This is a genomic window from Sedimentibacter acidaminivorans (genome assembly GCF_017873955.1).
Taxonomy (GTDB): Bacteria; Bacillota; Clostridia; order Tissierellales; family Sedimentibacteraceae; genus Sedimentibacter; species Sedimentibacter acidaminivorans.
Window position 1 is genome coordinate 583,957 of sequence record NZ_JAGGKS010000001.1, and the last position, 23,492, is coordinate 607,448.

The 23,492-nt window shown below is 31.0% G+C and carries 21 protein-coding genes and 1 other annotated feature; of the genes, 6 read left to right on the forward strand and 15 right to left on the reverse strand.

Annotated features, from left to right (window positions below; all coding sequences use genetic code 11):
- The 3 genes from J2Z76_RS02660 to proS all read right to left on the reverse strand — a co-directional run bounded on the left by J2Z76_RS02660 (position 1) and on the right by proS (position 3,137).
- Entirely contained in the window at positions 1-1,107 is a 1,107-nt protein-coding gene (locus tag J2Z76_RS02660) for an efflux RND transporter periplasmic adaptor subunit (protein WP_245210275.1), read from the reverse strand.
- Positions 1,108-1,338: 231 nt separating this feature from the next.
- Complete coding sequence (locus J2Z76_RS02665; RefSeq protein WP_209510430.1) at positions 1,339-1,596, reverse strand: TIGR03905 family TSCPD domain-containing protein; 258 nt, start codon at positions 1,594-1,596, stop codon at positions 1,339-1,341.
- A 95-nt stretch (positions 1,597-1,691) separates the two neighbouring features.
- A complete protein-coding gene (gene proS / locus J2Z76_RS02670) occupies positions 1,692-3,137 on the reverse strand; it encodes a proline--tRNA ligase (RefSeq protein WP_209510431.1) in 1,446 nt (481 codons plus the stop codon).
- Between the two features lie 38 nt (positions 3,138-3,175).
- Positions 3,176-3,377 (reverse strand) — a binding site (T-box leader).
- Between the two features lie 193 nt (positions 3,378-3,570).
- Here proS and iorA point away from each other — a divergent pair.
- The 3 genes from iorA (at position 3,571) to J2Z76_RS02685 (ending at position 7,860) form a co-directional block, all read left to right on the forward strand.
- The gene (iorA, locus tag J2Z76_RS02675; protein ID WP_209510432.1) at positions 3,571-5,340 is read left to right on the forward strand and encodes an indolepyruvate ferredoxin oxidoreductase subunit alpha; all 1,770 of its coding nucleotides are present in this window, start codon (positions 3,571-3,573) and stop codon (positions 5,338-5,340) included.
- A 1-nt stretch (position 5,341) separates the two neighbouring features.
- Positions 5,342-5,914 carry an indolepyruvate oxidoreductase subunit beta gene (locus J2Z76_RS02680; protein ID WP_209510433.1) on the forward strand — a complete coding sequence of 191 codons (573 nt, stop codon included), beginning with the start codon at positions 5,342-5,344 and terminating at the stop codon, positions 5,912-5,914.
- A gap of 164 nt (positions 5,915-6,078) precedes the next feature.
- Entirely contained in the window at positions 6,079-7,860 is a 1,782-nt protein-coding gene (locus J2Z76_RS02685) for a 5'-nucleotidase C-terminal domain-containing protein (RefSeq protein ID WP_209510434.1), read from the forward strand.
- 95 nt (positions 7,861-7,955) lie between these two features.
- On the opposite strand, the gene J2Z76_RS02690 is transcribed toward J2Z76_RS02685, so the two are convergent.
- Both J2Z76_RS02690 and J2Z76_RS02695 read right to left on the reverse strand, forming a co-directional pair.
- On the reverse strand, positions 7,956-8,792 hold the full coding sequence (locus J2Z76_RS02690; protein WP_209510435.1) for a metallophosphoesterase: 837 nt from the start codon (positions 8,790-8,792) through the stop codon (positions 7,956-7,958).
- Positions 8,793-8,906: 114 nt separating this feature from the next.
- Positions 8,907-9,164, reverse strand: coding sequence for a Veg family protein (locus tag J2Z76_RS02695; protein ID WP_209510436.1), 258 nt, complete (start codon positions 9,162-9,164; stop codon positions 8,907-8,909).
- A 336-nt stretch (positions 9,165-9,500) separates the two neighbouring features.
- Between J2Z76_RS02695 and J2Z76_RS02700 the strand changes: the two genes are divergently transcribed.
- The 3 genes from J2Z76_RS02700 (at position 9,501) to J2Z76_RS02710 (ending at position 12,486) form a co-directional block, all read left to right on the forward strand.
- Positions 9,501-10,436: a magnesium transporter CorA family protein gene (locus J2Z76_RS02700; RefSeq protein WP_209510437.1), complete on the forward strand. Its 936-nt coding sequence runs from the start codon at positions 9,501-9,503 to the stop codon at positions 10,434-10,436.
- A gap of 513 nt (positions 10,437-10,949) precedes the next feature.
- On the forward strand, positions 10,950-11,834 hold the full coding sequence (ispE, locus tag J2Z76_RS02705) for a 4-(cytidine 5'-diphospho)-2-C-methyl-D-erythritol kinase (protein WP_209510438.1): 885 nt from the start codon (positions 10,950-10,952) through the stop codon (positions 11,832-11,834).
- A 52-nt stretch (positions 11,835-11,886) separates the two neighbouring features.
- On the forward strand, positions 11,887-12,486 hold the full coding sequence (locus J2Z76_RS02710) for a TlpA family protein disulfide reductase (protein WP_209510439.1): 600 nt from the start codon (positions 11,887-11,889) through the stop codon (positions 12,484-12,486).
- Between the two features lie 33 nt (positions 12,487-12,519).
- On the opposite strand, the gene J2Z76_RS02715 is transcribed toward J2Z76_RS02710, so the two are convergent.
- From J2Z76_RS02715 to J2Z76_RS02760, 10 genes are all read right to left on the reverse strand, one after another.
- Positions 12,520-13,695, reverse strand: coding sequence for an electron transfer flavoprotein subunit alpha (locus J2Z76_RS02715; RefSeq protein ID WP_209510440.1), 1,176 nt, complete (start codon positions 13,693-13,695; stop codon positions 12,520-12,522).
- 4 nt (positions 13,696-13,699) lie between these two features.
- Positions 13,700-14,494 (reverse strand): electron transfer flavoprotein subunit beta/FixA family protein, encoded by a 795-nt coding sequence (locus tag J2Z76_RS02720; protein ID WP_209510441.1) that lies wholly within the window; start codon positions 14,492-14,494, stop codon positions 13,700-13,702.
- A 1-nt stretch (position 14,495) separates the two neighbouring features.
- Positions 14,496-16,115 carry an FAD-binding oxidoreductase gene (locus J2Z76_RS02725; protein ID WP_209510442.1) on the reverse strand — a complete coding sequence of 540 codons (1,620 nt, stop codon included), beginning with the start codon at positions 16,113-16,115 and terminating at the stop codon, positions 14,496-14,498.
- Positions 16,116-16,326: 211 nt separating this feature from the next.
- A complete protein-coding gene (locus J2Z76_RS02730; RefSeq protein WP_209510443.1) occupies positions 16,327-17,280 on the reverse strand; it encodes a hydroxymethylglutaryl-CoA lyase in 954 nt (317 codons plus the stop codon).
- 71 nt (positions 17,281-17,351) lie between these two features.
- Complete coding sequence (gene aroE, locus J2Z76_RS02735; RefSeq protein ID WP_209510444.1) at positions 17,352-18,218, reverse strand: shikimate dehydrogenase; 867 nt, start codon at positions 18,216-18,218, stop codon at positions 17,352-17,354.
- An 89-nt stretch (positions 18,219-18,307) separates the two neighbouring features.
- A complete protein-coding gene (locus J2Z76_RS02740) occupies positions 18,308-19,393 on the reverse strand; it encodes a TRAP transporter substrate-binding protein (protein ID WP_245210276.1) in 1,086 nt (361 codons plus the stop codon).
- Between the two features lie 78 nt (positions 19,394-19,471).
- A complete protein-coding gene (locus J2Z76_RS02745) occupies positions 19,472-20,764 on the reverse strand; it encodes a TRAP transporter large permease (protein WP_209510445.1) in 1,293 nt (430 codons plus the stop codon).
- A 33-nt stretch (positions 20,765-20,797) separates the two neighbouring features.
- Positions 20,798-21,280 (reverse strand): TRAP transporter small permease, encoded by a 483-nt coding sequence (locus J2Z76_RS02750; protein ID WP_209510446.1) that lies wholly within the window; start codon positions 21,278-21,280, stop codon positions 20,798-20,800.
- A 437-nt stretch (positions 21,281-21,717) separates the two neighbouring features.
- Positions 21,718-22,458, reverse strand: coding sequence for an IclR family transcriptional regulator (locus J2Z76_RS02755; RefSeq protein WP_209510447.1), 741 nt, complete (start codon positions 22,456-22,458; stop codon positions 21,718-21,720).
- Between the two features lie 188 nt (positions 22,459-22,646).
- Complete coding sequence (locus J2Z76_RS02760) at positions 22,647-23,378, reverse strand: IclR family transcriptional regulator (RefSeq protein WP_209510448.1); 732 nt, start codon at positions 23,376-23,378, stop codon at positions 22,647-22,649.
- Positions 23,379-23,492: the final 114 nt, after the last annotated feature.

A 23,492-nucleotide genomic window follows, 5' to 3' on the forward strand; every position in this document is an offset into this window, starting at 1 on the left:
CTATTCACCCCTTACAATCTTTATTCTACTACCATCATTTATATAGTCTTGACCTTTCACTATAACTTTATCTCCTAAAGTTAATCCCTCTTTAATTTCTATATAAGTACCCGTATCTAGTCCTGTTACTACTTCTTTTTCAGCGGCATAATCACCGTTTACAATAAAAACATATTTCTTTTCAGATTTCTCCATTACTGCTTCTGTTTTGACAGCAAGAGCATTTTCAATTTTATCAGTATTTAAATGAATTTTGGCAAACATACCTGGTTTAATTGAACCATTATTTGAAAGCAATATATTTACAGTGTAAAGGTTAGTAACCGGGTCAGCTGATGTACTTATACTGTCAACTCTAGATTCTTCTTTATAATTAGCAGCACTTATTTCAGCAGTTACAATATCACCTTGCTTAATTTTGTTTATCATATTACCAGGAACACCAAGTTCTACTGTAATACTGTCAGAATCAACAATTGTAATAGGTGGCTTACTAGCAGATGCATACTCGCCTTCTACTATACTTATGTCTGATATAACGCCTGATATAGGTGCTTTAACCACAGCATTTTCTGCATTAGACGCTGCATTTTCATATGCAACTCTTGCTTGTTCTACGCTTTTTTTAGCTACTTCTAATGATTCGTCTGAAGCTGCTAGTTTTGCTTGGTCATATTGAGTTTCTGGTACAGCCCCTTCCTCATATAGTTTTTCAATACGCTCAAATGATTTTTTAGCATTTTCAATTTGAGATACACTCACGTCATATCCAGCTTTTGCAGATTCATATGCTGCTAATGCTTGATTAACTTGTTTTTGAATATCATCTTTGTCCATGACAAATAATATATCATCTTTATTTACCCTATCTCCTACATTTACTCTAATGCTTTCCACTTTTCCTGCCATCATAGGCACAACATAAACATCCTTATCAGCGTAAGTTTTCGCTGTCATAATGTTTTCTATATGTAGTTCCATTGGTTTTAATGTTTCTACTTCTACGGCTGTATATGTCTCTTCAATTGCACTTACATCGGTGTTATTGTTTCCGCACCCAGTAATAGCTAAAGCCGTAATTAATAATAATGTCAATAATTTTTTCAAAATTGTCCTCCTAATATTTTCGACCGACCGGTCGGTTTCCACTTATTTTAGCACTAAGCTATTACAATGTCAACAGACTAAATGTAAATTTATAATATAAAAACTTTATTAATATTAGGTTACAATTTTATTAAGAAACTATTAAAATTGTTAAATTATTGCGATAAACATGATAAGTAAAAAGCGGAGGGATGCAACATGCTTCCTCCGCTTTTTACTTATCATACTCTCTTATTTATCATATTGCTCTTTAAACCCAAGCAATGCTTCTGCTAGTTGATCGGGGCATGACGTCTCCTTACCCCTACATTTTATTCCTTGAAACATCTTAATAACATCGTCTATATCTTTCCCTTCAATCAATCTACAAATAGCTCTAAGTCCACCTGAGCATCCTCTTTGAAATCTTACATTTCTAATTATATTATTCTCTACTTCAAATGAAATATCCTTTGAACATGTACCTTCAGGTTTATAAAAGAATTTCACATCAAACACCCCACAAAATATATCTTATTATATGATATTCTGTGATTATAACATTAGAACTCCGAGGAAATATTACATTGAATTTTCATGCTTGACTAATATGCTTTTGCAACATAAATCATATGCTTAGCTTCCTTGCCGCAAATATGACATTTATCTCCTAAATCTTCTTGTTCAAATGGTATACATCTAATTGTAGCACCTGTTTCTTCTTTTAATTTATCTTCGCATTCTCTACATCCACACCACATCATTTTTGCAAAACCTGGCTTAGTTGGCAAATCTTTTTTATATTGCTCGTAATCTGTTACCACATATGTGTGTGCTTCCCTATGTGCTTTTGCTTTTTCAAATAAATCGCTTTGCATTGTATCTAACATTTCACTTAAAGTTTCATCGATATTATCAAGAGAAATTATTTCTTTTTCAAGTTTATCTCTTCTAACTACTACTGCCTGATTATTTTCTATATCTCTTGGTCCAAGTTCTATTCTAATTGGATATCCTTTCATTTCATATTGATTGAATTTCCAACCTGTTGAGTTTCCTAAATCATCATCAAGCTCAACCCTTATTCCTCTTGCTTTTATTTTATCAAAAATTTCATTTGACTTTTCCAATACTCCTTCTTTTTTCTGAGCTATTGGTATTATAACTACCTGAGTTGGAGCAATTTTAGGAGGCAACACAAGTCCCCTATTATCCGAATGAACCATGATTAGTCCCCCAATCAATCTCGTTGAAATACCCCATGAAGTATGGAATGGGAATTCTTCTTTTCCTGTTCTTCCTTGATATTTAATTTCAAATGCTTTAGTGAAATGCTGTCCAAGGTTATGTGATGTTCCTGCTTGTAAAGCCTGACCATCATGCATTAATGCTTCCATAGTATATGTTGCAAATGCTCCTGCGAATTTTTCTTTTTCACTTTTTTGACCTACAACTACTGGCATTGCCATTAAATCTTCTGCTACTTCCTTATAAATATTTAGCATCTTAAGTGTTTCTTCTTGAGATTCTTCATAAGTCTCATGAAGAGTATGACCTTCCTGCCATAAAAATTCGGAAGTTCGAAGGAATGGTCTAGTTGATTTCTCCCACCTAACAACACTGCACCACTGATTATATAAATAAGGCAAATCTCTATACGAGTTAAGCCACTTTTTATACATGTGACAAATAATAGTTTCTGAAGTAGGTCTAACACAAAGCCTTTCACCTAGTTCTTGACTTCCGCCGTGAGTTACCCATGCAACTTCTGGAGCGAAGCCCTCAACATGCTCTTTTTCCTTTGTTAACAAGCTTTCAGGAATTAAAAGAGGAAAGTACATATTCTTGTGACCTGTTTCTTTAAATTTCTCATCTGCATAGCTTTGAATTTTTTCCCAAAGTGCATATCCATATGGCCTAATAACCATAAACCCTTTAACTGGTGAGTAATCTACTAATTCATTTTTCATTATAACATCTGTATACCATCTGCTAAAGTCTTCTTCCATAGGTGTAATTTCTTTAACAAAATCTTTTTCTTTTTTTGCCATATTATTTCTCCCTTATAAAAAATTAACCCGCCTCTAAACAAAGAGGCGGGATTCCGCGGTACCACTCTAATTACTGCAATAAAAATACAGTATCTCATTTTAATAACGGTTTTTGCCGTTTGGGTTGTTACTCCCAAATGCTCTAAGGTGGGTTCAACATATATTGGGACAAAAGCCTTTCACCACTAGCTTCCTCTCTAAAGACCATATATATTTACTATTCCTTTTCTTAGCCAAATCTTATTTATATTATTATCTACCACATTTAAAGATATATTATATTATTTTTATATTTTTGTCAATAATTTTTCAGCTAATTTCCATTTTAAAATTCAGACATATTTTTTACTAAAAATCAATCTATTGACTATATGTTGAATTAACCTTATAATTAGTATGTAATTATTATAAATACAAAACTAGGAGGTTGTATATGAAAGAGTTAATGACTGGTAATGAAGCCATCGCACGTGGCGCCTATGAAGCTGGTGTTTTAGTTGCTTCGGCTTATCCAGGTACACCTAGTACAGAGATAATGGAAAATTTTTCTCAATACGACGGTATTTACGCAGAATGGGCCGTTAACGAAAAAGTGGCTTGTGAGGTTGCTGTTGGCGCATCGATAAGAGGAGTTAGAACATTTGCAGCTATGAAGCATGTTGGATTAAACGTTGCAGCTGATGCTTTTATGTCTTTTTCTTATCATGTGGTTAATGGTGGATTCGTTTTAGTGACTGCGGATGAACCAAGCATGTTTTCTTCTCAAAATGAACAGGATAATAGATACTATGCATACTTTGGAAAAACTGCTTTGATTGAACCTTCAGACTCACAAGACTGTATAGATTATATGAAATATGCATTTGAAATAAGTGAAAAGTATGAAACACCTGTATTGTTCAGAGTGACAACTCGTATTTGTCATTCTAAATCAATTGTTACATTATCAGAAAGAATTGTTCCACCTACTAGAGAATTTAAAAAAGACATAAAAAAAATGCTAATGGTACCTGCACATTCTAGAATGAGACATCCTCAGATAGAAGAGCAAAGAATTGCTGGCTTACTAGAATATTCAAATAATTGTCCATTAAATACAATGGAAATAAATGATACAAAAATAGGAATCATTGCTAATGGTGTTTCTTATCAATATTCTAAAGAAGTTTTCAAAGATACAGTATCTTATTTAAAAATAGGACTATCTAATCCTTTACCAGATAAAATGATTAAAGAATTTGCACAAAAAGTAGATAAGCTTTATGTTATAGAAGAAAATGAACCATTTATGGAAACTCAAATAAAAGCCATGGGTATAGACTGCATTGGTAAAGATTTATTTCCTATATACTGGGAGTTTTCACCTGAATTAATTAGAGAAAAAATATTAGGAATAACTCCTTCTGTATCTTATCAAACTGATGCACAAGCACCTATTAGACCTCCAGTTCTTTGTGCTGGATGTCCTCACAGAGGATTATTCTATGAACTTGGTAAATACAAAGATAAAGCCTTTTTCAGTGGAGATATAGGTTGTTATACATTAGGCGCTGGCAACCCTTTAAATGCCATGGACTCTTCTATATGCATGGGTGGTTCAATAACTGGAGCTCATGGATTTGAAAAAGCAACAGAAATGAGTGGTGCTGATAAGTTTACAAAATCCTTTGGATTAATTGGCGATTCAACATTTTTCCATTCAGGATTAACTGGATTAGTTAATGCGGTTTATAACAATTCACCTATTACTACTATTATAATGGATAATAGCATAACTGGAATGACTGGTCATCAGGAAAACCCAGGAACAGGTAAAACAGTTATGGGTCAAATTTCACCTGTTATAAATATTAAAGCTCTATGCTTAGCTTGTGGTATTAAGGAAGAAAACCTTATTACTGTTGATCCATACGACTTAAAGGCAACAAAGGAAGCTATAAAAATGGGATATGAAGCCACTGAACCTTTTGTTATTATAACAAAAAGAGAATGTGCTTTATTAAAGCCAATAATCAAGGAGAGATCTAAGATGAAATGTAAAGTTGATCCAGATAAATGTAGACGATGCAAGATGTGCTTAAGATCAGGATGTCCTGCTTTACAACTAGGAGACAAGGTATCAATTGACCTAACTCAATGTAATGGATGTAGTGTTTGCTTACAAATATGCCCATTTGGTGCTATAGAAAGGGTAGGTGAATAATATGATAAAGAATATTTTATTAGTTGGTGTTGGTGGCCAAGGAACAATCCTTACATCTAAAATTATATCTAAAGGTTTCGTTGAAAATGGTTATGATGTAAAAATGGCTGAAATTCATGGAATGAGCCAACGTGGAGGAACTGTTACAACTCAAATAAGATATGGTGAAAAAGTGTATTCTCCAGTTATAGAAAAAGGTACAGCTGATATAATAATAGCCTTTGAAAAAACTGAAGCTTTGAGATTTTTAGATTATTTAAAAAAAGACGGAATATTAGTCATTAATGATTATGAAATTAAACCTTTTACTGTAGGTATTGGAATGTCTGAATATCCAGATAATGTTTTGGAAAAATATAAATCATCAGTAGATAATGTTCATTTTATAAATGCCAATAAAATTGCCAATGACATTGGGAACTCAAAAGTTATGAATATTGTTCTTTTAGGCAAACTCGTTAAAATGTTGCAGCTAGATGATATTGATTGGAAAAAAATCATATCAGAAACTGTACCAAAAAAAGCAATTGAATTAAACATAAAAGCTTTCGAAGTAGGATACGAAAGCAACTAACTTGATATTTAGATTGAATATTGGAATTAACCAATATTCAATCTATTTTTTTAATATACTATTATAATCTATAACAACGGAAATGAAAATGTTGTATTGCAAAATAATGGAAATGCTTGTATAATAAAATTATTGGTAGTATAAAAAAAATGGAGGAGAAAATTATGAAAAAAAGAATTCTAAGCTTAGTACTTATTTCATTATTAATACTAAGTAGCTTTAATTTTGCTCTAGGCGTGGACACAAATCAAGATGAAATTAAGACAATTACAATCATCCACACAAATGATACTCATGCAAGAGTATTAGACGGCGATGGTATATTGGGTTTTGCCAAAATTTCTACAATTATAAAAGAAAAAAAGGCTGAAAATCCAAATACATTAGTTCTTGATGCTGGAGACACACTTCATGGTATGCCTATCATTAATATTAGCAAAGGCGAAAATGCAGTAAAAATATTAGACGCTGCTGGTTATGATTTCATGACACCTGGTAATCACGATTTCAATTATGGTCAAGAACGATTATTGGAACTTAAAGATATGTCTAACTTCTCAATGTTAAGTGCTAATATTTTAGATGAAAGCGGAAAAAGTCTTTTCGAATCATACCAAATAGTTGATATGAATGGGGTTAAAGTGGGTGTTTTTGGATTAACAACTCCTGAAACAGCTTACAAAACTAGCCCTGATAATGTTAAAGGCATAACATTTGCTGATCCAATTGAAGTATCAAAGAAGATGGTTGAAGAGTTAAAAGATAAAACAGACGTTATTATAGCACTTGCACATATAGGACTAGATGAAAGTTCTGTTGTAACTTCAAAGAAAATTGCTGAAAGTGTTGATGGTATAGATGTTATAATAGATGGGCACAGCCACACCACATTAGAATCAGGAATGATGGTCAATAACACTTTAATTGCCCAAACAGGAAATTATGATAAGAACCTTGGCTTTGTAAATATACAAGTTAAGGATGGTCTAGTTATTGATAAAAAAGCTGAATTGTTATCTTCTGAAGCTGCTTCATCAACTGATTTAGACCCTGAATTGTCAGCTTTCATAGATAATATTAAAAAAGAAAATGAACCAATTTTTGCACAAGTAGTTGCTAAAACTGATATAGATTTAGACGGTACAAGAGAAAATGTTAGAACAAAAGAAACAAACCTTGGTAATTTATCAGCAGATGCAGTAAGAGCTGCTTCAGGTGCTGACATAGGCTTTGTTAACGGAGGAAACATTAGAGTTTCTATTCCTGTTGGAGATATAACATTTGGCAAGGTCGCTGAATTATTTCCATTTGGTAATACAGTTCAAGTTAAAAAAATAACTGGTGAAGATTTAATAAAAGCTTTGGAAGTTTCAGTTAGTGGATATCCAGCAACTCAAGGTGGTTTCTTACAGGTTAGTGGATTAACATTCGAATTTGACCCAACTGAACTATCTGGTTCAAGAGTTGGTGAAGTTCTAGTAGGTGGTAACGCACTAGACAAAGCTTCAGAATATACAGTTGCAATTAATGACTTTTTAGGTATAGGTGGAGATGGATACGAAGTATTTAAATCATATCCAATATACGCTGAATTTGGTACATATGAGGAAATTTTTGCAAATTATTTAAACACTAACGGAACAAAAGGCATAGATGTATCTGGAAGAATAAAAGTTGTAGAAAAACCTCAAACAGTAGAGCCTCAACCAACTGAAACAGTTGATGAGCCTGTTATCGAACCTGTTATTGAAATAAAAATACCTGAAACTGTAATGAATGAAACATCATACACTGTAGTATCAGGTGATGTATTGTGGAAAATTGCTGTTAAGTATAATACAACTTGGGAAGCATTAGCTAAGTATAATAATTTAGCAAATCCTAATTTAATTTTCCCTGGACAAATCATAAAGGTTCCAGTTATAGATGTAAATCCAGCAGCATAAAATAATTTAATAATATTATATATTAACTTTGCAGTTAGACGGTACGCATGGAATGCGTACCGTTTTTATATTTATTATTAGAGTTTTGTTATTTATTAATTTTTTAACATTAATACCGATAATTCTGGCACAGCCATAAACCTAAATGGTACTTGCGAAGTTCCTATTCCAATATTTACATATAATTTAGTACCTCTATAATTTTCAAATTCATACAACCCTCTAGTATACTTTTCTGCCAAAGGAGGTAAAATTGATGTTTTTAAAAATGGTATTTGAACTTGACCACCATGACTATGTCCTGATAAAAATAAATCTATATTATAATCTAACATCAAATTAATAACATCTGGTTCATGGCTAATTACAATATTATAAAAATCTTCATCAAGATTTTCATTAAGCTTTTCAATATCAACATTTCCAAAAATTGAATCATCTAATCCTATTATATTCAAGTTATAATTTTCTAATTTAATTGAGCTATTTACTAAATTAACAAAACCGCCTTTTTCCATTATCTCTGAATATACTTTTTCAGCACCACCACCATAATCGTGATTTCCATATACAGAGAATTTACCAAGAGAAGCTTTTATTTTCCCTAACATTTCACTTATTTGAGATATGTCACTTGTATAAGAATATTTCTTATAATGATCTATAAGATCTCCTGAAAATATTACAATGTCAGGATTCTCAGCATTTATCTTATTCACAACTTTTTCTAAATCAACTATGTCGAAAAATTCTGATAGATGAGTATCAGAAAATTGTAGTATTTTTATTGATGGTGTAGTATCACTTATTAATTTATTAGATATGTTTTCATAATGTACATTTAGCATATTTGGTTCAATAAATCTTGCATACACATATAAGCATATTAAAATTACAAATGTAACAGCTATAATCTTGAAAAAGTTTTTCACACTAATACTCCTTAAAATTAGTTCAACTATTTTAGTATAACAAAAAAATGCAATAAAATAAACTGTTGATTTTAAAAACCTCAGTTTATTTTATTGCATTTTAATATGATTACATTACACGATTCTTGTTTGTTCTTCATCGCACAAGAAAACCTCTACATAATTTGTCAATACATCAATGTAATTAAAAGAGATAACCCTTTTAAAATCCTTGTTATATACATGTACTGTAAAAATTGCAGGATAAGTTCCAGCTATTACACCTTCACTCATTTGAGACCTATTTTTTCCTTTTCTAACCTTGAACTTAATTTTTTTCCCTACACTGCTCTCAACCATTTCTTTGACTCTCAAAACAGACTTACTTGTCAAAAAATCACCTTCTGTTCGTTATTTTACCGCATAACGTTAAAATAACACTTATTTGTTAGTATCTTTACCAAAAACTTAAAAATTATGAGTTTTTTCTCATGATTACATATAATTATCTTGCAAAATTTAAAAAAATAGTCTATTATAGATAAGGCATAAAGTAATAATACTTTGTAATTAACCAATACTAAAAAGGATGTGAATGTAATGGATGAGGTCCCTACGGTCAAAAACTTATATGTTATAATACAACTTAATACTTCACTATTACAATCTAGTTTACATAAGTATTCAATTTTTTAATAGTGAAAATCTATTATTAAATTGAGGTGAAAAATGCTTGATATATTCAAAACAATTGATGATACCCTCTTCACATTAGAAGAGATAGAAGATGGTGCCTGGATAAACCTTGTAGACCCAACAACTGATGAAATAGATTTTATAGAACAAGGGCTGGGTGTAGACAAGGATTTCTTAAAAGCTGCGTTGGATGAAGAAGAAAGCGCACGTTTAGATGTAGAACACGACCAAGTACTCATTTTAGTTGATACTCCCTATGTTGAAAAAATTGATGATCATATTATATATGAAACTCTTCCAATGGGTATAATTTTAACAGAAAAAAACATTATAACTGTTTGTTTGAAAAACTCCATAGTTTTAGATCAATTTGAAAAAAACAGCATACGATCTTTTTCAACATGTAAAAAATATAGATTTCTTTACCAAATATTATACAAAAATGCGCAAAGGTATCTTTTGTATCTTAGACAAATAGATAAGATGAGCAATTACGTTGAAAACCAGCTTCAGAAATCTATGAAAAACAAGGAAATAATACAACTTCTTGACTTAGAAAAATCATTGGTATATATTACTACAGCACTTAAGGCAAATGAAATAGTACTTGAAAAAGTATCAAAAATGGATATAATAAAAAAATATACTGACGACATAGATCTATTAGAAGACGTAATGATAGAAAATAAACAAGCCATAGAAATGGCTAATATATATAGTGGAATATTAAGTATAAAAATGGACGCCTTTGCCTCCATAATTTCTAACAATCTAAATATAGTTATGAAACTTTTAACTTCTATAACTATTTTAATGGCTATACCTACTATGTTTTCAAGTTTTTATGGAATGAATGTTACAAATATACCTTTTTCTCAATCTCCATATGGATTTTGGTTGGTAATTGGGATATCAGTTGTTACAGCAGGTATTGTAGGCTTTATTCTTGCAAAGAAAAATTTATTTTAGAATATAAGCAAACAAAAGAGTAGCACCCTACTTTCCTAACTTAATGGAAAAATGAGTGCTACTCTTTTTGCACTAATAGTTCTGTGTTTGGTGGACTCACCTCTTCTCTTTTTATATAAAACATACTCTTTACTAAAATCAATTACAAACTGATTGATTTAAATCTAAAAATATTATTAATTACTTTACCTTCCTAACATACACTTCATTATACTCTATGTTCTCAAATCTAATCATATACTGATCTTAACAATGTACTATACATTTTTTGAAACTTAAAACCTTAATTTTAAACCAAATCTTATTTAAAATTTAAATCTAAAACCGTAATTTTAAATCTATTATAAAACTATATAATTAATAATATTAATCAGTTAAGATTTAGTAAATATATTATGTTCTATTAATAATATACCCACACAAAACAACTTTAAACATTATATTTAATATTTTTTAAAAAGCTTTTATATTGTCCTTTTAGATTTTTTATACTATAATTATATAAAACCAAAAATGAAAAAGGACAATAAAATGAAATTATATTCGTATGGAAAAATAAATTTATTTTTAGATATTGAAGGAAAACTTGAAAATGGTTATCACCTAATTAAAACTGTTATGCAATCAATAGATATTCACGATGAAATAATAATAAAAGAATTATCAAATGATGAAATAATAATAGAGTGTAGTGATAAAAGTATACCCACAGACATTAGAAATACATGCTTTAAGGCAACAAAAATTATTAAGGAGAAATATAATATTCGAAGTGGTATTTTGATTTCTATCAATAAAAATATACCCTCTGAGGCTGGATTAGCTGGTGGAAGCAGTAATAGTGCAGCAGTTATTAAAGGACTTAATAAACTTTGGAGTTTAAACATGAATAGCAATGAAATGATAGAAATTGCGTTGCAAATTGGTGCTGATGTACCCTTTTGTATAATGGGTGGTACATATCTTGCTCAAGGAATAGGAGAAAAATTAACAAAACTTGATGACTTTATTTGGGATAATATTTTATTGGTTAAACCTGAATTTAGTATGTCAACGTCCTTTGTTTATAAAAACCTTAATTCTCTTGATTATAATTCATATAAAAGCAACAATATTTTAAATTTAATAAACCAAAACAAATATAATGATGTTGCTTTATCAACCGCAAACACATTAGAAAAAGTTGTTGTACCTTTACATTCTGAAGTAAATAGCATTAAATCAATTATGTTAGAAAATAGCGCTATTTCTTCAATCATGACAGGAAGTGGTTCTGTAGTATTTGGACTATTTCCAGATTCTAAGAGCATGAATAATGCGTATAATATTTTAAAAAATACTTACACTCACATTTATAAAACTAAAACTATTAAGTACAGTATCGATTTTTTTGATTAATTATAAACAATTTGGGTATTTATATATCAATTATACTAAGAAAGGGTGTCTTATGAAAAAAATATTTATTATGTTATTAATAATAGCATTTGTAACAGTTGGATGTAATACAAACAATAGAACAAATGAAACAACCAATCAAAACGAGCAACAAAATAACCAAGTAACAGAAGATACACAAAACTCTGATGTTACATCTACAGATTCTGGTAGTACAAATACAAATGATACTGAAAATAAAATAATAATGGCTCCTGATTTTGAATTAAAATCACTTGATGGCACTATAACAAAACTTAGCGACCTCAAAGGTAAAAATGTTATTATAAATTTTTGGGCAACATGGTGTGATTTTTGTATAGCAGAAATGCCTGATTTACAGAAACTTCAAGACGAATACAAAGACGAAGATTTATTAATTTTAGCAGTGAATGTCGGTGAAACAAAGGAAGAAGTTGAAAAATTCATAGAAGAAAACAACCTGAACCTTACTATTTTGCTTGACAAAGATGGTGTCGTATCTAATAGTTACGGTGTGAGTTCATTCCCATCAACATTAGCAGTTAATAAAGATGGAGAAGTTGTTGTTGGTCACGTAGGAATGCTAACATATGAACAAATGGAAACATTATATGGATATTTTAACAAATAAAATTTTAAGATTTTGGTGATAATCTCCAAAATCTTATTTTATTTTTTTTATTAACATGGGCAATATTTCCCTACAGTCGCCCACTATACCATAGTGTGCAACTTTAAATATTGGAGCGTCTGGATCAATGTTTATAGCAACAATCGTTTCTATATCTGCAAGTCCAGCAATATGCTGAATAGCACCTGATATACCACATGCTATATATATTTTCGGAGCTACTGTTTTTCCTGTTTGTCCTATTTGTTGACTATATGGAATCCATCCTGAATCCACAACAGATCTTGAAGCTCCTAACGCTCCTCCTAAAACATCAGCTAAATCCTTTGCTAATTGAATGTTTTTTGCACTACCAATTCCCTTACCAACACTTACTATTATATCAGCATCTGCCAAACTAATAGTCTCATTGTTATCAATATTCTTTATTTTCTCCACAAATCTTTCTACAGGCGTAGGTATAGGCAAAATATTAATTATTCCTTCTCTACTATAATCAGGCTCCAATGGTTTAAACACTTTAGGTCGAACAGTCGACATCTGAGGACGGTGATTTTCACACACTATTGTGGCCATCAAATTCCCACCAAATGCTGGCCTTGTTTGCAATAACAATCGTTCTTCCTTATCTATATCTAAAACAGTACAATCTGCTGTTAGTCCTGTTCTAAGAGATGATGATATATGAGGTGCTAATGAACGTCCATTTGATGTGGCACCTATCAATACTATTTCAGGCTTGTAATCTTTTATAAGTTTAACCATAACCTCTCCGTAAACATGGTCATTGAAATCATTCAGCCAAGGTGCATCCATAACTAATACTTTATCGGCTCCATATGCTATCAGTTCTTTTGATAAATTATCTATACTATGACCTAACAACACTGCAGTAACTGAAGTATTTAACTCTTGTGCTAAACTTTTAGCCTTTCCTATTAATTCTAAAGAAACTGTTTTTAACTTACCATACCTTTGCTCTGCAAAAACAAATATTCCTTCATAATTACTGATGTCTACATTTTCTACTACATCAAATTCAAAATTAATTGCATTAAATTTACAGCTTTCCACACATACACCACAAAGAGTACAATTATCTTTAATTTCAGCCTTTTTACCTATTATTTCAATGGCACCAAAGGGACATGCACCTACGCATTTTTTACAACCAATACATTGTTCTTTTATTATATCTATACTTGCCATAATATCACATACCCTTCCGTATTGCTTTTGAATTTAGAACTTCCGCTAATCTATTTACTTTTTCTTCAGTAGTTCCTTCAATTATTTCACTATTAATTTCATGTGTTGGAACAAAGGTTTTACGAACCTTTGTAGGAGAACCCTTAAGTCCTAATTTATTTTCATTTGCATCGGTATCTGCAAATGTTACTATTTCGATTTTTGCCTGCCTTGCGTGCTTCATCCCCTTAATAGATGGAAGCCTAGGCATATTTATTTCTTTTACTACGCTTATAAGCGCTGGTAACTTAACTTTTAACTCTTCATACCCATCATCTGTAATTTTCAAGCAATGCATTATGTTATCTTTTATTTCAATTATTTTACTTACATCAGTGATGTATGCTATACCTAGAGTTTTAGCTAAACTTGGTCCAACCTGTGCTGTATCACCATCAATAGCCTGTTTACCACATATAATCAAGTCGTAATCACCAATTTTTTGTATACCTAAACTAAGAGCATAGGAAGTAGCAAGGGTGTCTGCACCTGCAAATTTTCTATCTGTTAATAGCATAGCTTTATCAACCTTTAATGATATTGCTTCCCTAAGCATCTCTTGGGATGATGGAATGCCCATACTTAATCCATAAATTTCCGCTCCCATTTTTTCTTTAATCCTAACAGCTTCCTCTATAGCATACGTATCAAATGGATTTATTATAGAAGCGATATTATCTCTGATGATAGTATTTGTTGCTGGATCTAATTTTACTTCATTTGTTCCAGGTACTTGCTTAATACATACAATAATTTTCATATTACTTAACCCCCTTTGATTCCACATACGGAAATATTGTTGCTCTATTAAATAATTGATCTGGGTCAAATAATTTTTTTAATTTTCTCATGTCATCTATTTTATCCTTAGTAAACATTTTTTGAAGAAACGGCACTTTCAACTTTCCCACACCGTGTTCAGCAGATACAGCTCCTCCCATTGAAACAATTTTTTCAGCCCAAGAAGAATATAATTCTTTTCCTCTATTATACTCATCCATATCTCTAGGAATAGTGTTTACATGAAGATGATTATTTCCAATATGACCGAAAATAACTGCATTTAAATTATTTTCCAAAATGCCATCATTATACATTTTCATTACATCTTTCAATTTATTATCTGGCACGGACATATCTGTCCCTAGTTTAGTAATTCTTGAATCGGATTTTCGTATTAAATCTATTTGCATATTCACACACTCAGGGCATGCATGCCTGAATGAATGTAATTTTTCTAAATTTGTAGGATTATTTGCTACCCATGTAGCATCTTCATCACCACCTAATTTTACAATTATTTCTCCAAGTTCCTCTACTCCTGCCCATATTTTATCATCTGAGTCATCCTCGATTTCAATATAAATTGCAGTATGATAGTTCTCTTTAATTTCTTGTATAGTTGCAAAAGCAGGATTTACACGCTGCTGTTCTCTTAGCATGTCCAAAGCATTATGACTAAAAAATTCTATAGCTGATGGATTTAAATTAATAGCATTTCTATCACAAAATATTTTTTCACCCCTAAGAGCCCTAACTAAATCCAAGGCTTTATCTTCATCAGGCATAAAAATAGTAATACCCCAATTGGACTTCTGTTTTTTATTTAATTCTATTTCAATTTCACTTATAACTCCCAAGGTTCCATCTGAACCAATAAACAAATCTATGATATCCATATTTAGTTTATTAAAATAACCCGAAGTGTTTTTCTTAACATTTGGCATTTCATATTTAGGAAGTCTGCCACTTATGATTCTTCCACCCTCTGTTGTAACCGAAAATAATCTGCCATCAGATATCACTTCTCCCCTTCTAAGTGATATAACATCTCCATCCGACAACACTGCCCTAATAGACTGAATATGGTCCCTAGTAGAACCGTACCTAAAACTCTTAGCCCCAGAAGCATTACATGCTACCATTCCTCCTATAGTAGCAGAAATTTCAGTGGGGTCAGTTGAATAAAACCATTCGCCTTTTTTCATATGATATAATGCATTTTTAGAAGAATCATTCCACCCATCGGTTATAAATGATTTATTAGCTAAATATTTCCTAATTTCTACAAGCAAAACTCCAGGCTGAAGTTTTATATAAAATTTATCATTTACCTCATCATATCGAATTCCATTCACTTTATTCATTCTACTTAAATTAATTACATGTCCCCCAAAAGGAACTGATGATGCTGCTAATCCAGTTCTAGCTCCTTGAATTGTTGTAGGTATTTTATTTGCGTAATTTTCTTTTAAAACACTTATTATTTCTTCTTCTGATTTTACAAAAGATATACTGTCTGCAAACCCCACCTGACGAGATTCGTCTCTTAAATATTCTCCATATTCTTCAGTAAATCTAATTTTAATTTTATTATCCATCTTTGTCCTCCACAATGAAGCAAGTAATTATATAAACTAATAATTAATTAACCAATATATTTTAACTTATAATCTAACATAAACATCGGCCTAAAGCAACCAAAAATATTTAACATATTTGTTTATATAAAGATTGTATACTACTAAACCCTTTTTAATAAAAACAATGGCAGAAGAATTAATATTCATCCGCCATTGCTTTTTACTTAAATTATTTAGATTTAACTTGGTTTTTAATTTGACCTGTTGGTAACTCTCTTATTAAATCCTTTGATTTTCCTGCTCTCAATAAATAACTATCAGTGGAATGTCCTACAATTTCAACTATTTTTTTACTAATCAGCATTGCTTTATCCAAATCTATTCCTGTTTCTACATTCATTTCATTACACATATGTATAACATCCTCTGTTGATACATTTCCTGCAGCCCCTGGAACAAATGGACAACCACCGACACCAGCAAATGATGTATCAAATTGTGTTATACCTGCTTGCATTCCAGCAACTATATTTGATATTCCCAATCCTCTAGTATTATGGAAATGTAACCACCAATTTACTTGGGGAAACTCTTTTTTCATTTCTGAACAAATTTCATAAACTTGAGTTGGATATGCCATTCCAGAAGCATCCGAAAGTGATATCTCTGTAACTCCTACATTTAAGTATGCTTGAACTATATCCTTAACATCTTGCACTGGTATTTCTTTATCCCATGGTGACCCAAAAGCCATTGAAATAGATCCTGAAATTTCTATATTGTTTTCTAATGCTTTATCAACACAAGCCTTAAACCCTGCAACACTCTCTTCTGGTGTCTTGTTTAAGTTTGCTAAATTATGCGCCTTGCTTGCAGATACATTTAACTTAACTTTCTTACAACCACATGCAGCTGCTCTTTCTACACCCTTTACATTAGCTATTAATGTTCTATATTCTACACCATCAACCATTGGTATTAACTTAAAAACTTCATCAGTATTTGCCATCTGAGGCACTGCTTTTGGGCTAACAAAAGATCCAACTTCAATAACTTTAAACCCAGCATCAATCATATCTTTAATTATTTCTACTTTTTGCTCTGTTGTAAGTATTGTAGCCTCATTTTGTAACCCATCTCTAGGTCCTACTTCACATATTTTAATTTTTTTTACTAAATCCATTGACACAGTTGTTTCCTCCTAGTTCTCTTTTTAAAATAAGGATTATGCTATTTAGCATAACCCCTACTCAATTATTTCTCTGATACTATTTTTTCTATACTTTTTGTAAATGTTTCTATTGGTTCAGGCAATCCTGTCCACAATGAATACTGAATTACACCTTGGTTAATTACCATTCCAATACCATTTAATATTTTACATCCTATAGATTCTGCTTCCACCAAGAACTTAGTTTTAAGTGGATTGTATGTTGCATCAAAACAAATTTGAGAAGAATTTAACGATTCTTTCGAAACCGGAACTTCATCAAGATGTGGATACATTCCAATTCCTGATGCATTTATAACTACATTAGAAAGCGAAACTTTCTTATTGATTTCTTCCACATTTTCAAATGATACTAATTCTGCTACTGGGGCAAATTTAGTATTTATATCTTCAACCAGTGACTTGCTTGATTCTTTAAATTTATCTACTATATATATTTTTTTAGCTCCTCTGAATGCTAATGTAGAGCATATTGCTCGGCCTGCTCCACCTGCTCCAAAACAAAAGAATACTGAATCTTCTAATTTACAATCAGTTTCACTTAATAGAGATCTTACGAAACCTTCTCCATCAGTGTTATAACCTTTTAATTTCCCATTATTATTTACTATAGTATTACAAGAGCCCATCTTTTCAGCTAGCTCGTCAATTTCATCTAAATATTGCATTACTTCTATTTTATTAGGTTTTGTTACTGCAAATCCTACAAAGTTCATATACTTTAATCCGTTGATTACATCACCTAAATGATCATTTTCAACTTCTACCGGAAAATAATGATAGTCTAATCCTGCTGCTTCATAAGCTTCATTTTGCATTCTTGGTGAGAATGATTGTCTCAATGGTTTACCTAACAAAGCTATCATTTTAGTATCTACTGTAATTGCCATTTTCTTACCTCTCTTATTAACTAATAATTAAAATTTTTAAAAAATTATATTTGGCGAGAACTTCCCGCCAAATATAACCAATGTTAATATTATTCTCCTAAATAAGCATCAACTAAATCATCACCAACTTGTGAACGAATTTCGTCGAATACAGGTTGAACAGCTGTTTTTATTTGTTCATATAATTCTGCTGATACTGGTACAACTTCTGTTCCACTATCTTTTATAGCATTCATTCTTTCTTCTGCTCTAGAATCTGCTTGCTCACGTGCATAAGCTTTTGCTTCTGTAACAGCTTCATCTATGATTGCTTTTTCAGCATCATTTAAACCATCATATAATGCTTTGTTTGTGATCAAAGATAATATGTGAGGAATGTGGTTTGTTTGTACAACATATTTTTGTTGCTCATATAATTTATTAGCAACTATAACTTCATATGGATTTTCCTGTGCATCTATAGTTCCTTGTTGTAATCCTATATAAACTTCAGCAAATGCCATAGGAGCTGGATTTGCACCTAATGCTTTCCAGAATGCTAAGTGGTTAGGATTTTCCATAGTTCTAATTTTTTGACCTTTAAAATCATCCATTGATTCAACTTTTTTGTTAGTTGACATAATTCTAAATGATTGATCTGCATATCCTAATAATTTGTATCCACCATCAGCATAAACTTGGTTAATAGTAGACATGAAATCACTATTATCTAATGCTGCTCTTACTTCATCTATAGTAGCATAAGCAACTGGTAAGTCAAATACAGCTAATTTAGGCATGAAGTTTACCTGTGGTGCAGTAGTTTGAACTATAAAGTTAACATCTCCACCTAAACAACTTTCAAGAGCCTCTCTGTCTCCGCCTAATGTACCATTAGCAAAGATTTGAATTTTCATTTTTCCACCTGAAGCTTCTGATACTAAATCAGCAAACTTCTTACCATATAAGAATGTTACAGTATCTTCTGGACTATCTATAGCTAGATTCCAGTTATATTCACCTACTTCAGCTGATGCATCTGGTGTTTCTGATGCAGGAGTTTCTGTTTCTGCAGGTGTTGCTGGTGTTTCTGGTGTAGTCTTTTCACCACATGCTGTCAGAGAGAGTGCCAACACTAAAACTAAAACGATACTAATTAAACTTTTCATCTTTTTCATTTTTCTAATTCCTTTCATTTTACAATATTTTTGTTATTTATCATAAACATCTTTATTATAATCTTAATAATAATAAAGATGTCTACTTCATTGTTATTAACCTAGCAATACCAAACTAATACCAGGGAATATAATTATTAATGTCAGTGCTATTAAGAACAGTAATATAAACGGCAATGCGTTCTTGGCCACATCCATGACTGGTATTTTGGTCAAGGAACTTGCAACAAATAAGTTTATTCCTATCGGTGGTGTAACAAATCCAATAGCTAAGTTAACTACCATAAAGATACCAAAGTGAATTAAATCAACTCCTATTAAATTCATTATAGGAACCATAATTGGTGTTAATATTAATATAGCTGGACCTCCATCCATTACCATACCAACAACTAATAAGAACAAGTTGATTACAATTAATATAACAGCTTTACTTGTAAATGTTCCAGTAATCCAAGTGCTTACAGTTTGAGGTACATTCATCAATGCTAAAACTCTGGCAAATGCAGATGCTGCAGCTAGTATAAACAACATAGGTCCAAACGTCTTGATACTTTCTCTGAATATATTAGGTATTTCTTTAAACTTAAGTGTCTTATAAACAAACAAACTTATAAATAAAGAATAAAATACCGATAATACAGCAGCTTCTGTAGGAGAAGCAACCCCACTATAAATACTACCTAGTATTATAACTGGTGTCAATAACGCCCAAAAGCTATCTAAAACTACTTTAATAAGTCCCTTTTTTCTTAATGCATCAACTGTTTCATTAATTTTAACCTTATCTTCACCATTTTTCTTACAGTAAAAAAATGCATAAGCCATTAAACAGCCCGCTATTAAAAATCCTGGTATAATACCAGCTGTAAACATGTCCCCAACAGACACTCCTGAAGCCATACCATACAAGATAAATGGTATACTAGGTGGTATTATAACACCTAAACTTCCAGAAACTGCAACAAGAGCTGTAGAGAATTTCACATCATATCCCAAATTAACTAAAACCGGGATTGTCATACTACCAACAGCAGCAACCGTAGCTGGAGCTGAACCAGAAATTGCACCGTAGAACAAACATGTTACTATAACAGCCGATGGCATTCCTGCTGTTAACTTACCAATAAAAAACGAGAATACATCAAATAACTTCTTTGATACTCCTCCTTTTGCCATTATTATTCCAGATAAAACAAACATAGGTATAGCTAATAATGGAAAACTATCAACTCCTCCTAACATTGCTCTTATTACATAAGTAGCACTTGCTGGAAATGAAGGGTCAACGAATCCAGGTAATACTGATACTATCCCCAGAGAACTTGAAACTGGAATAGCAACGAATAGACATAGAAAAAAAATTAGAAATAAAATGCCTGCTGACATAAACTTTCTCCTTTCAAATATAAAAAATCAAAATTAGTTGCCACTTACTAAAACCTTAAATTCAAATACTAAACCTTGTATCAATCTAATTATAGTTAAAATAAATCCAACTAATGGAGCAACCTGTATAAAGTACATAGGTATTCTGCAAGCAGGACTTATCTGTCCACTTAACACTGATGCCTGTACAAAATTATAAGCATACTTAATCATATATACAAAGAAAACTAGCATTACTGCTTTCTCAATTATTTTAAAAACCGCATGCAACTTTGTTGGTAACATTGATACTATTTGTTCAATTTTAATTGATATTTGTTTTTTTGTACAATAGCTAATACTGAGAAAAGCTGACCACACAAACATATAACGAGTAAGTTCCTCTGACCATGTCAAAGAATAATTAAATACATATCGAGCCACAACCTGAACGCCCATTACCATTGCCATAGCAGCTAACAAGAGCATTAATAGTAACTCTTCGAAATTATCATCTATCTTCTTGATAATTTTCATTACTTCACCTCCGTGATTTTTTAAACTTTTAATTTACAAAAATATTATAACAATAAAAACGAGAATAAATAATTACAAATAATCAACTCCTTGAATAATAGTAATATATTTTGGTAATGTTTTCATAATATACTTCTTAACAAGTAATTGACTCTAAAACATTCCCTAAGTAAATAATAATTTCATTATATGAAAAACATTATTTCATTTAATAAAATTATATTATTGTTTTATAGAATTGTCAAGATATTTATTTTGAATAACGTTTTCTTATTTGCTTTTTATTTCGTCAACTGAAAACAATATTTTTTCTATCTATATATAAACAATATAATATCCATTATATACCCCAATCCAGCTATTTTAATAAAATAAATAAAAAATATACCTAACTATTATAACCATTTACAATACTAGGTATACCATTTAAAAATAAATTACATGATTTTTTCATAGCCTAAATCTCTAGATATATCATTTGCTGCTTTAATTGTATCGTTTATCTTATCCGTCATTTCTTCATTAACAAATCTAACTGAAGGTCCAGAAAATGACAATACACCTATAAGTTTTCCTTGTGAATTCATTATAGGAGATGCTATTCCAACTAATCCTTCTTCTCTTTCCCCAACACTCAATGCATAACCTCTTTCAATTATTTTTTCAAATACCGAATCATCGAGTCTAGTATCTTTAATTACTTCCTGCCTACTAACAGGGTCCATATAAGCTAAGAACACCTTACCTGCTGCCCCTACTATGAGCAAGTGTCTTTCTCCTAGCCTAATAATTTGCCTTAAAGAACGAGTTGATTCTACAACTGCAATACACAATTTATACTCTCCGTCTAAAATAAACAATCTAACATTTTCGTTATATTTTTTATTTAATCTTAACATATGACTGTATGATATTTTCTTCAACTCATCATATTTTCCATCAGGTAATTTAGTTGATAATTGACTAATTTTATTGCCCAAAAAAATTTTTTTACTCTCAGGATCCTTTTCTAAATAATGTTTTGATTGCAAAGTTGCAATAATCCTGTGTGCTGTACTTGGAGATAGCTTAGTTTTTTCTGAAATTTGTGATAAAGTCAATTCGTTGTGGTCTAAAAAACATTCTAGTATTTCTAAAGCTCTCTCAACTGATCTCGTTGGTGAATTTTTACCTTCCATATGTCATCCCCTTTGCTTATTTGAATCTTATATTAGTATAGATGAGTTTTTATTTTTTGTCAACGTTTTATTTCATCAGATGAAATTTCAGCCTGGATTCTGTTCTAATTTCAATTTTTCCGAAACACAAAATAAAAGAGCCTTATATATATATATATGTGTGTGTATATATACTTGGACTCTTTTATCTAATAAAAGCCTAATTGATTTGATATTTCTTTGCAATATTTTACAATATCACTTATTTTATCAGACATCTCTTCGTTAATAAATCTAACAGCAGGTCCAGAAATAGATAAAGAAGCTATAACTTTACCTTCATTATTAAAAATAGGAGCCGCTATACCGACTAATCCATCTTCTCTTTCTCCCAAACTTAATGCATATTCATTTGCCTTTATCTTTTCCAACGCTTCATCCGTTAAGTTTGTTTCTTTGACAATATTATTCCTTAAATTTTTATCCAAATATGCCAAAAACACTTTACCTGCTGCACCCCTAATAATAGTATGTCTTTCGCCAACCTTAATTATTGCTCTATGCTCTCTTGTAGATTCAATAACCTCAATACACAATTTATATGAACCATCTGGTATATACAATCTTATATTTTCATTATACTTTTCCTTTAATTTCTCCATATAAGGATATACCATTTTTCTCAATTCCATATTTTGATCTTCTGTAATAGAGCTTGCTAATTTATTAATCTTATCTCCTATGGAAAATTTTTTATTTTTATCGTCTCTCTCAATAAAATGCTTATTTTGCAAAGTTTGCATTATTCTATAAGCTGTACTTGGAGACAATTTAGTCTTCTCGGATATTTCGTTTAAAGTCATCTTATCCTCAATTAAAAAACAATCTAGTATTTCTAGCGCTCTTTCTACTGACCTCGTTGGTGAATTTCTAATTTGCATAGTTTCCTCTTCACTTTTCTATTCTAATTCACTTATAATGTTTCATACAAAATTCTATTTAACAAAAACATATAGATGTAGGTTTTACTTTAATCCCATTCTATATGTTTTCAT

Excerpts from the sequence above, each read along its gene's own strand:
- J2Z76_RS02745 (WP_209510445.1), bottom strand. The coding sequence starts at position 20,764 with ATGTCAGCAGGCATTTTATTTCTAATTTTTTTTCTATGTCTATTCGTT.
- J2Z76_RS02720 (WP_209510441.1), bottom strand. The coding sequence starts at position 14,494 with ATGAAAATTATTGTATGTATTAAGCAAGTACCTGGAACAAATGAAGTA.
- J2Z76_RS02730 (WP_209510443.1), bottom strand. The coding sequence starts at position 17,280 with ATGGATTTAGTAAAAAAAATTAAAATATGTGAAGTAGGACCTAGAGAT.
- J2Z76_RS02700 (WP_209510437.1), top strand. The coding sequence starts at position 9,501 with ATGCTTGATATATTCAAAACAATTGATGATACCCTCTTCACATTAGAA.
- aroE (WP_209510444.1), bottom strand. The coding sequence starts at position 18,218 with ATGGCAATTACAGTAGATACTAAAATGATAGCTTTGTTAGGTAAACCA.
- J2Z76_RS02755 (WP_209510447.1), bottom strand. The coding sequence starts at position 22,458 with ATGGAAGGTAAAAATTCACCAACGAGATCAGTTGAGAGAGCTTTAGAA.
- J2Z76_RS02760 (WP_209510448.1), bottom strand. The coding sequence starts at position 23,378 with ATGCAAATTAGAAATTCACCAACGAGGTCAGTAGAAAGAGCGCTAGAA.
- J2Z76_RS02680 (WP_209510433.1), top strand. The coding sequence starts at position 5,342 with ATGATAAAGAATATTTTATTAGTTGGTGTTGGTGGCCAAGGAACAATC.
- J2Z76_RS02715 (WP_209510440.1), bottom strand. The coding sequence starts at position 13,695 with ATGGCAAGTATAGATATAATAAAAGAACAATGTATTGGTTGTAAAAAA.
- ispE (WP_209510438.1), top strand. The coding sequence starts at position 10,950 with ATGAAAAAGGACAATAAAATGAAATTATATTCGTATGGAAAAATAAAT.
- J2Z76_RS02740 (WP_245210276.1), bottom strand. The coding sequence starts at position 19,393 with ATGAAAGGAATTAGAAAAATGAAAAAGATGAAAAGTTTAATTAGTATC.
- iorA (WP_209510432.1), top strand. The coding sequence starts at position 3,571 with ATGAAAGAGTTAATGACTGGTAATGAAGCCATCGCACGTGGCGCCTAT.
- proS (WP_209510431.1), bottom strand. The coding sequence starts at position 3,137 with ATGGCAAAAAAAGAAAAAGATTTTGTTAAAGAAATTACACCTATGGAA.
- J2Z76_RS02710 (WP_209510439.1), top strand. The coding sequence starts at position 11,887 with ATGAAAAAAATATTTATTATGTTATTAATAATAGCATTTGTAACAGTT.
- J2Z76_RS02685 (WP_209510434.1), top strand. The coding sequence starts at position 6,079 with ATGAAAAAAAGAATTCTAAGCTTAGTACTTATTTCATTATTAATACTA.
- J2Z76_RS02725 (WP_209510442.1), bottom strand. The coding sequence starts at position 16,115 with ATGGATAATAAAATTAAAATTAGATTTACTGAAGAATATGGAGAATAT.
- J2Z76_RS02750 (WP_209510446.1), bottom strand. The coding sequence starts at position 21,280 with ATGAAAATTATCAAGAAGATAGATGATAATTTCGAAGAGTTACTATTA.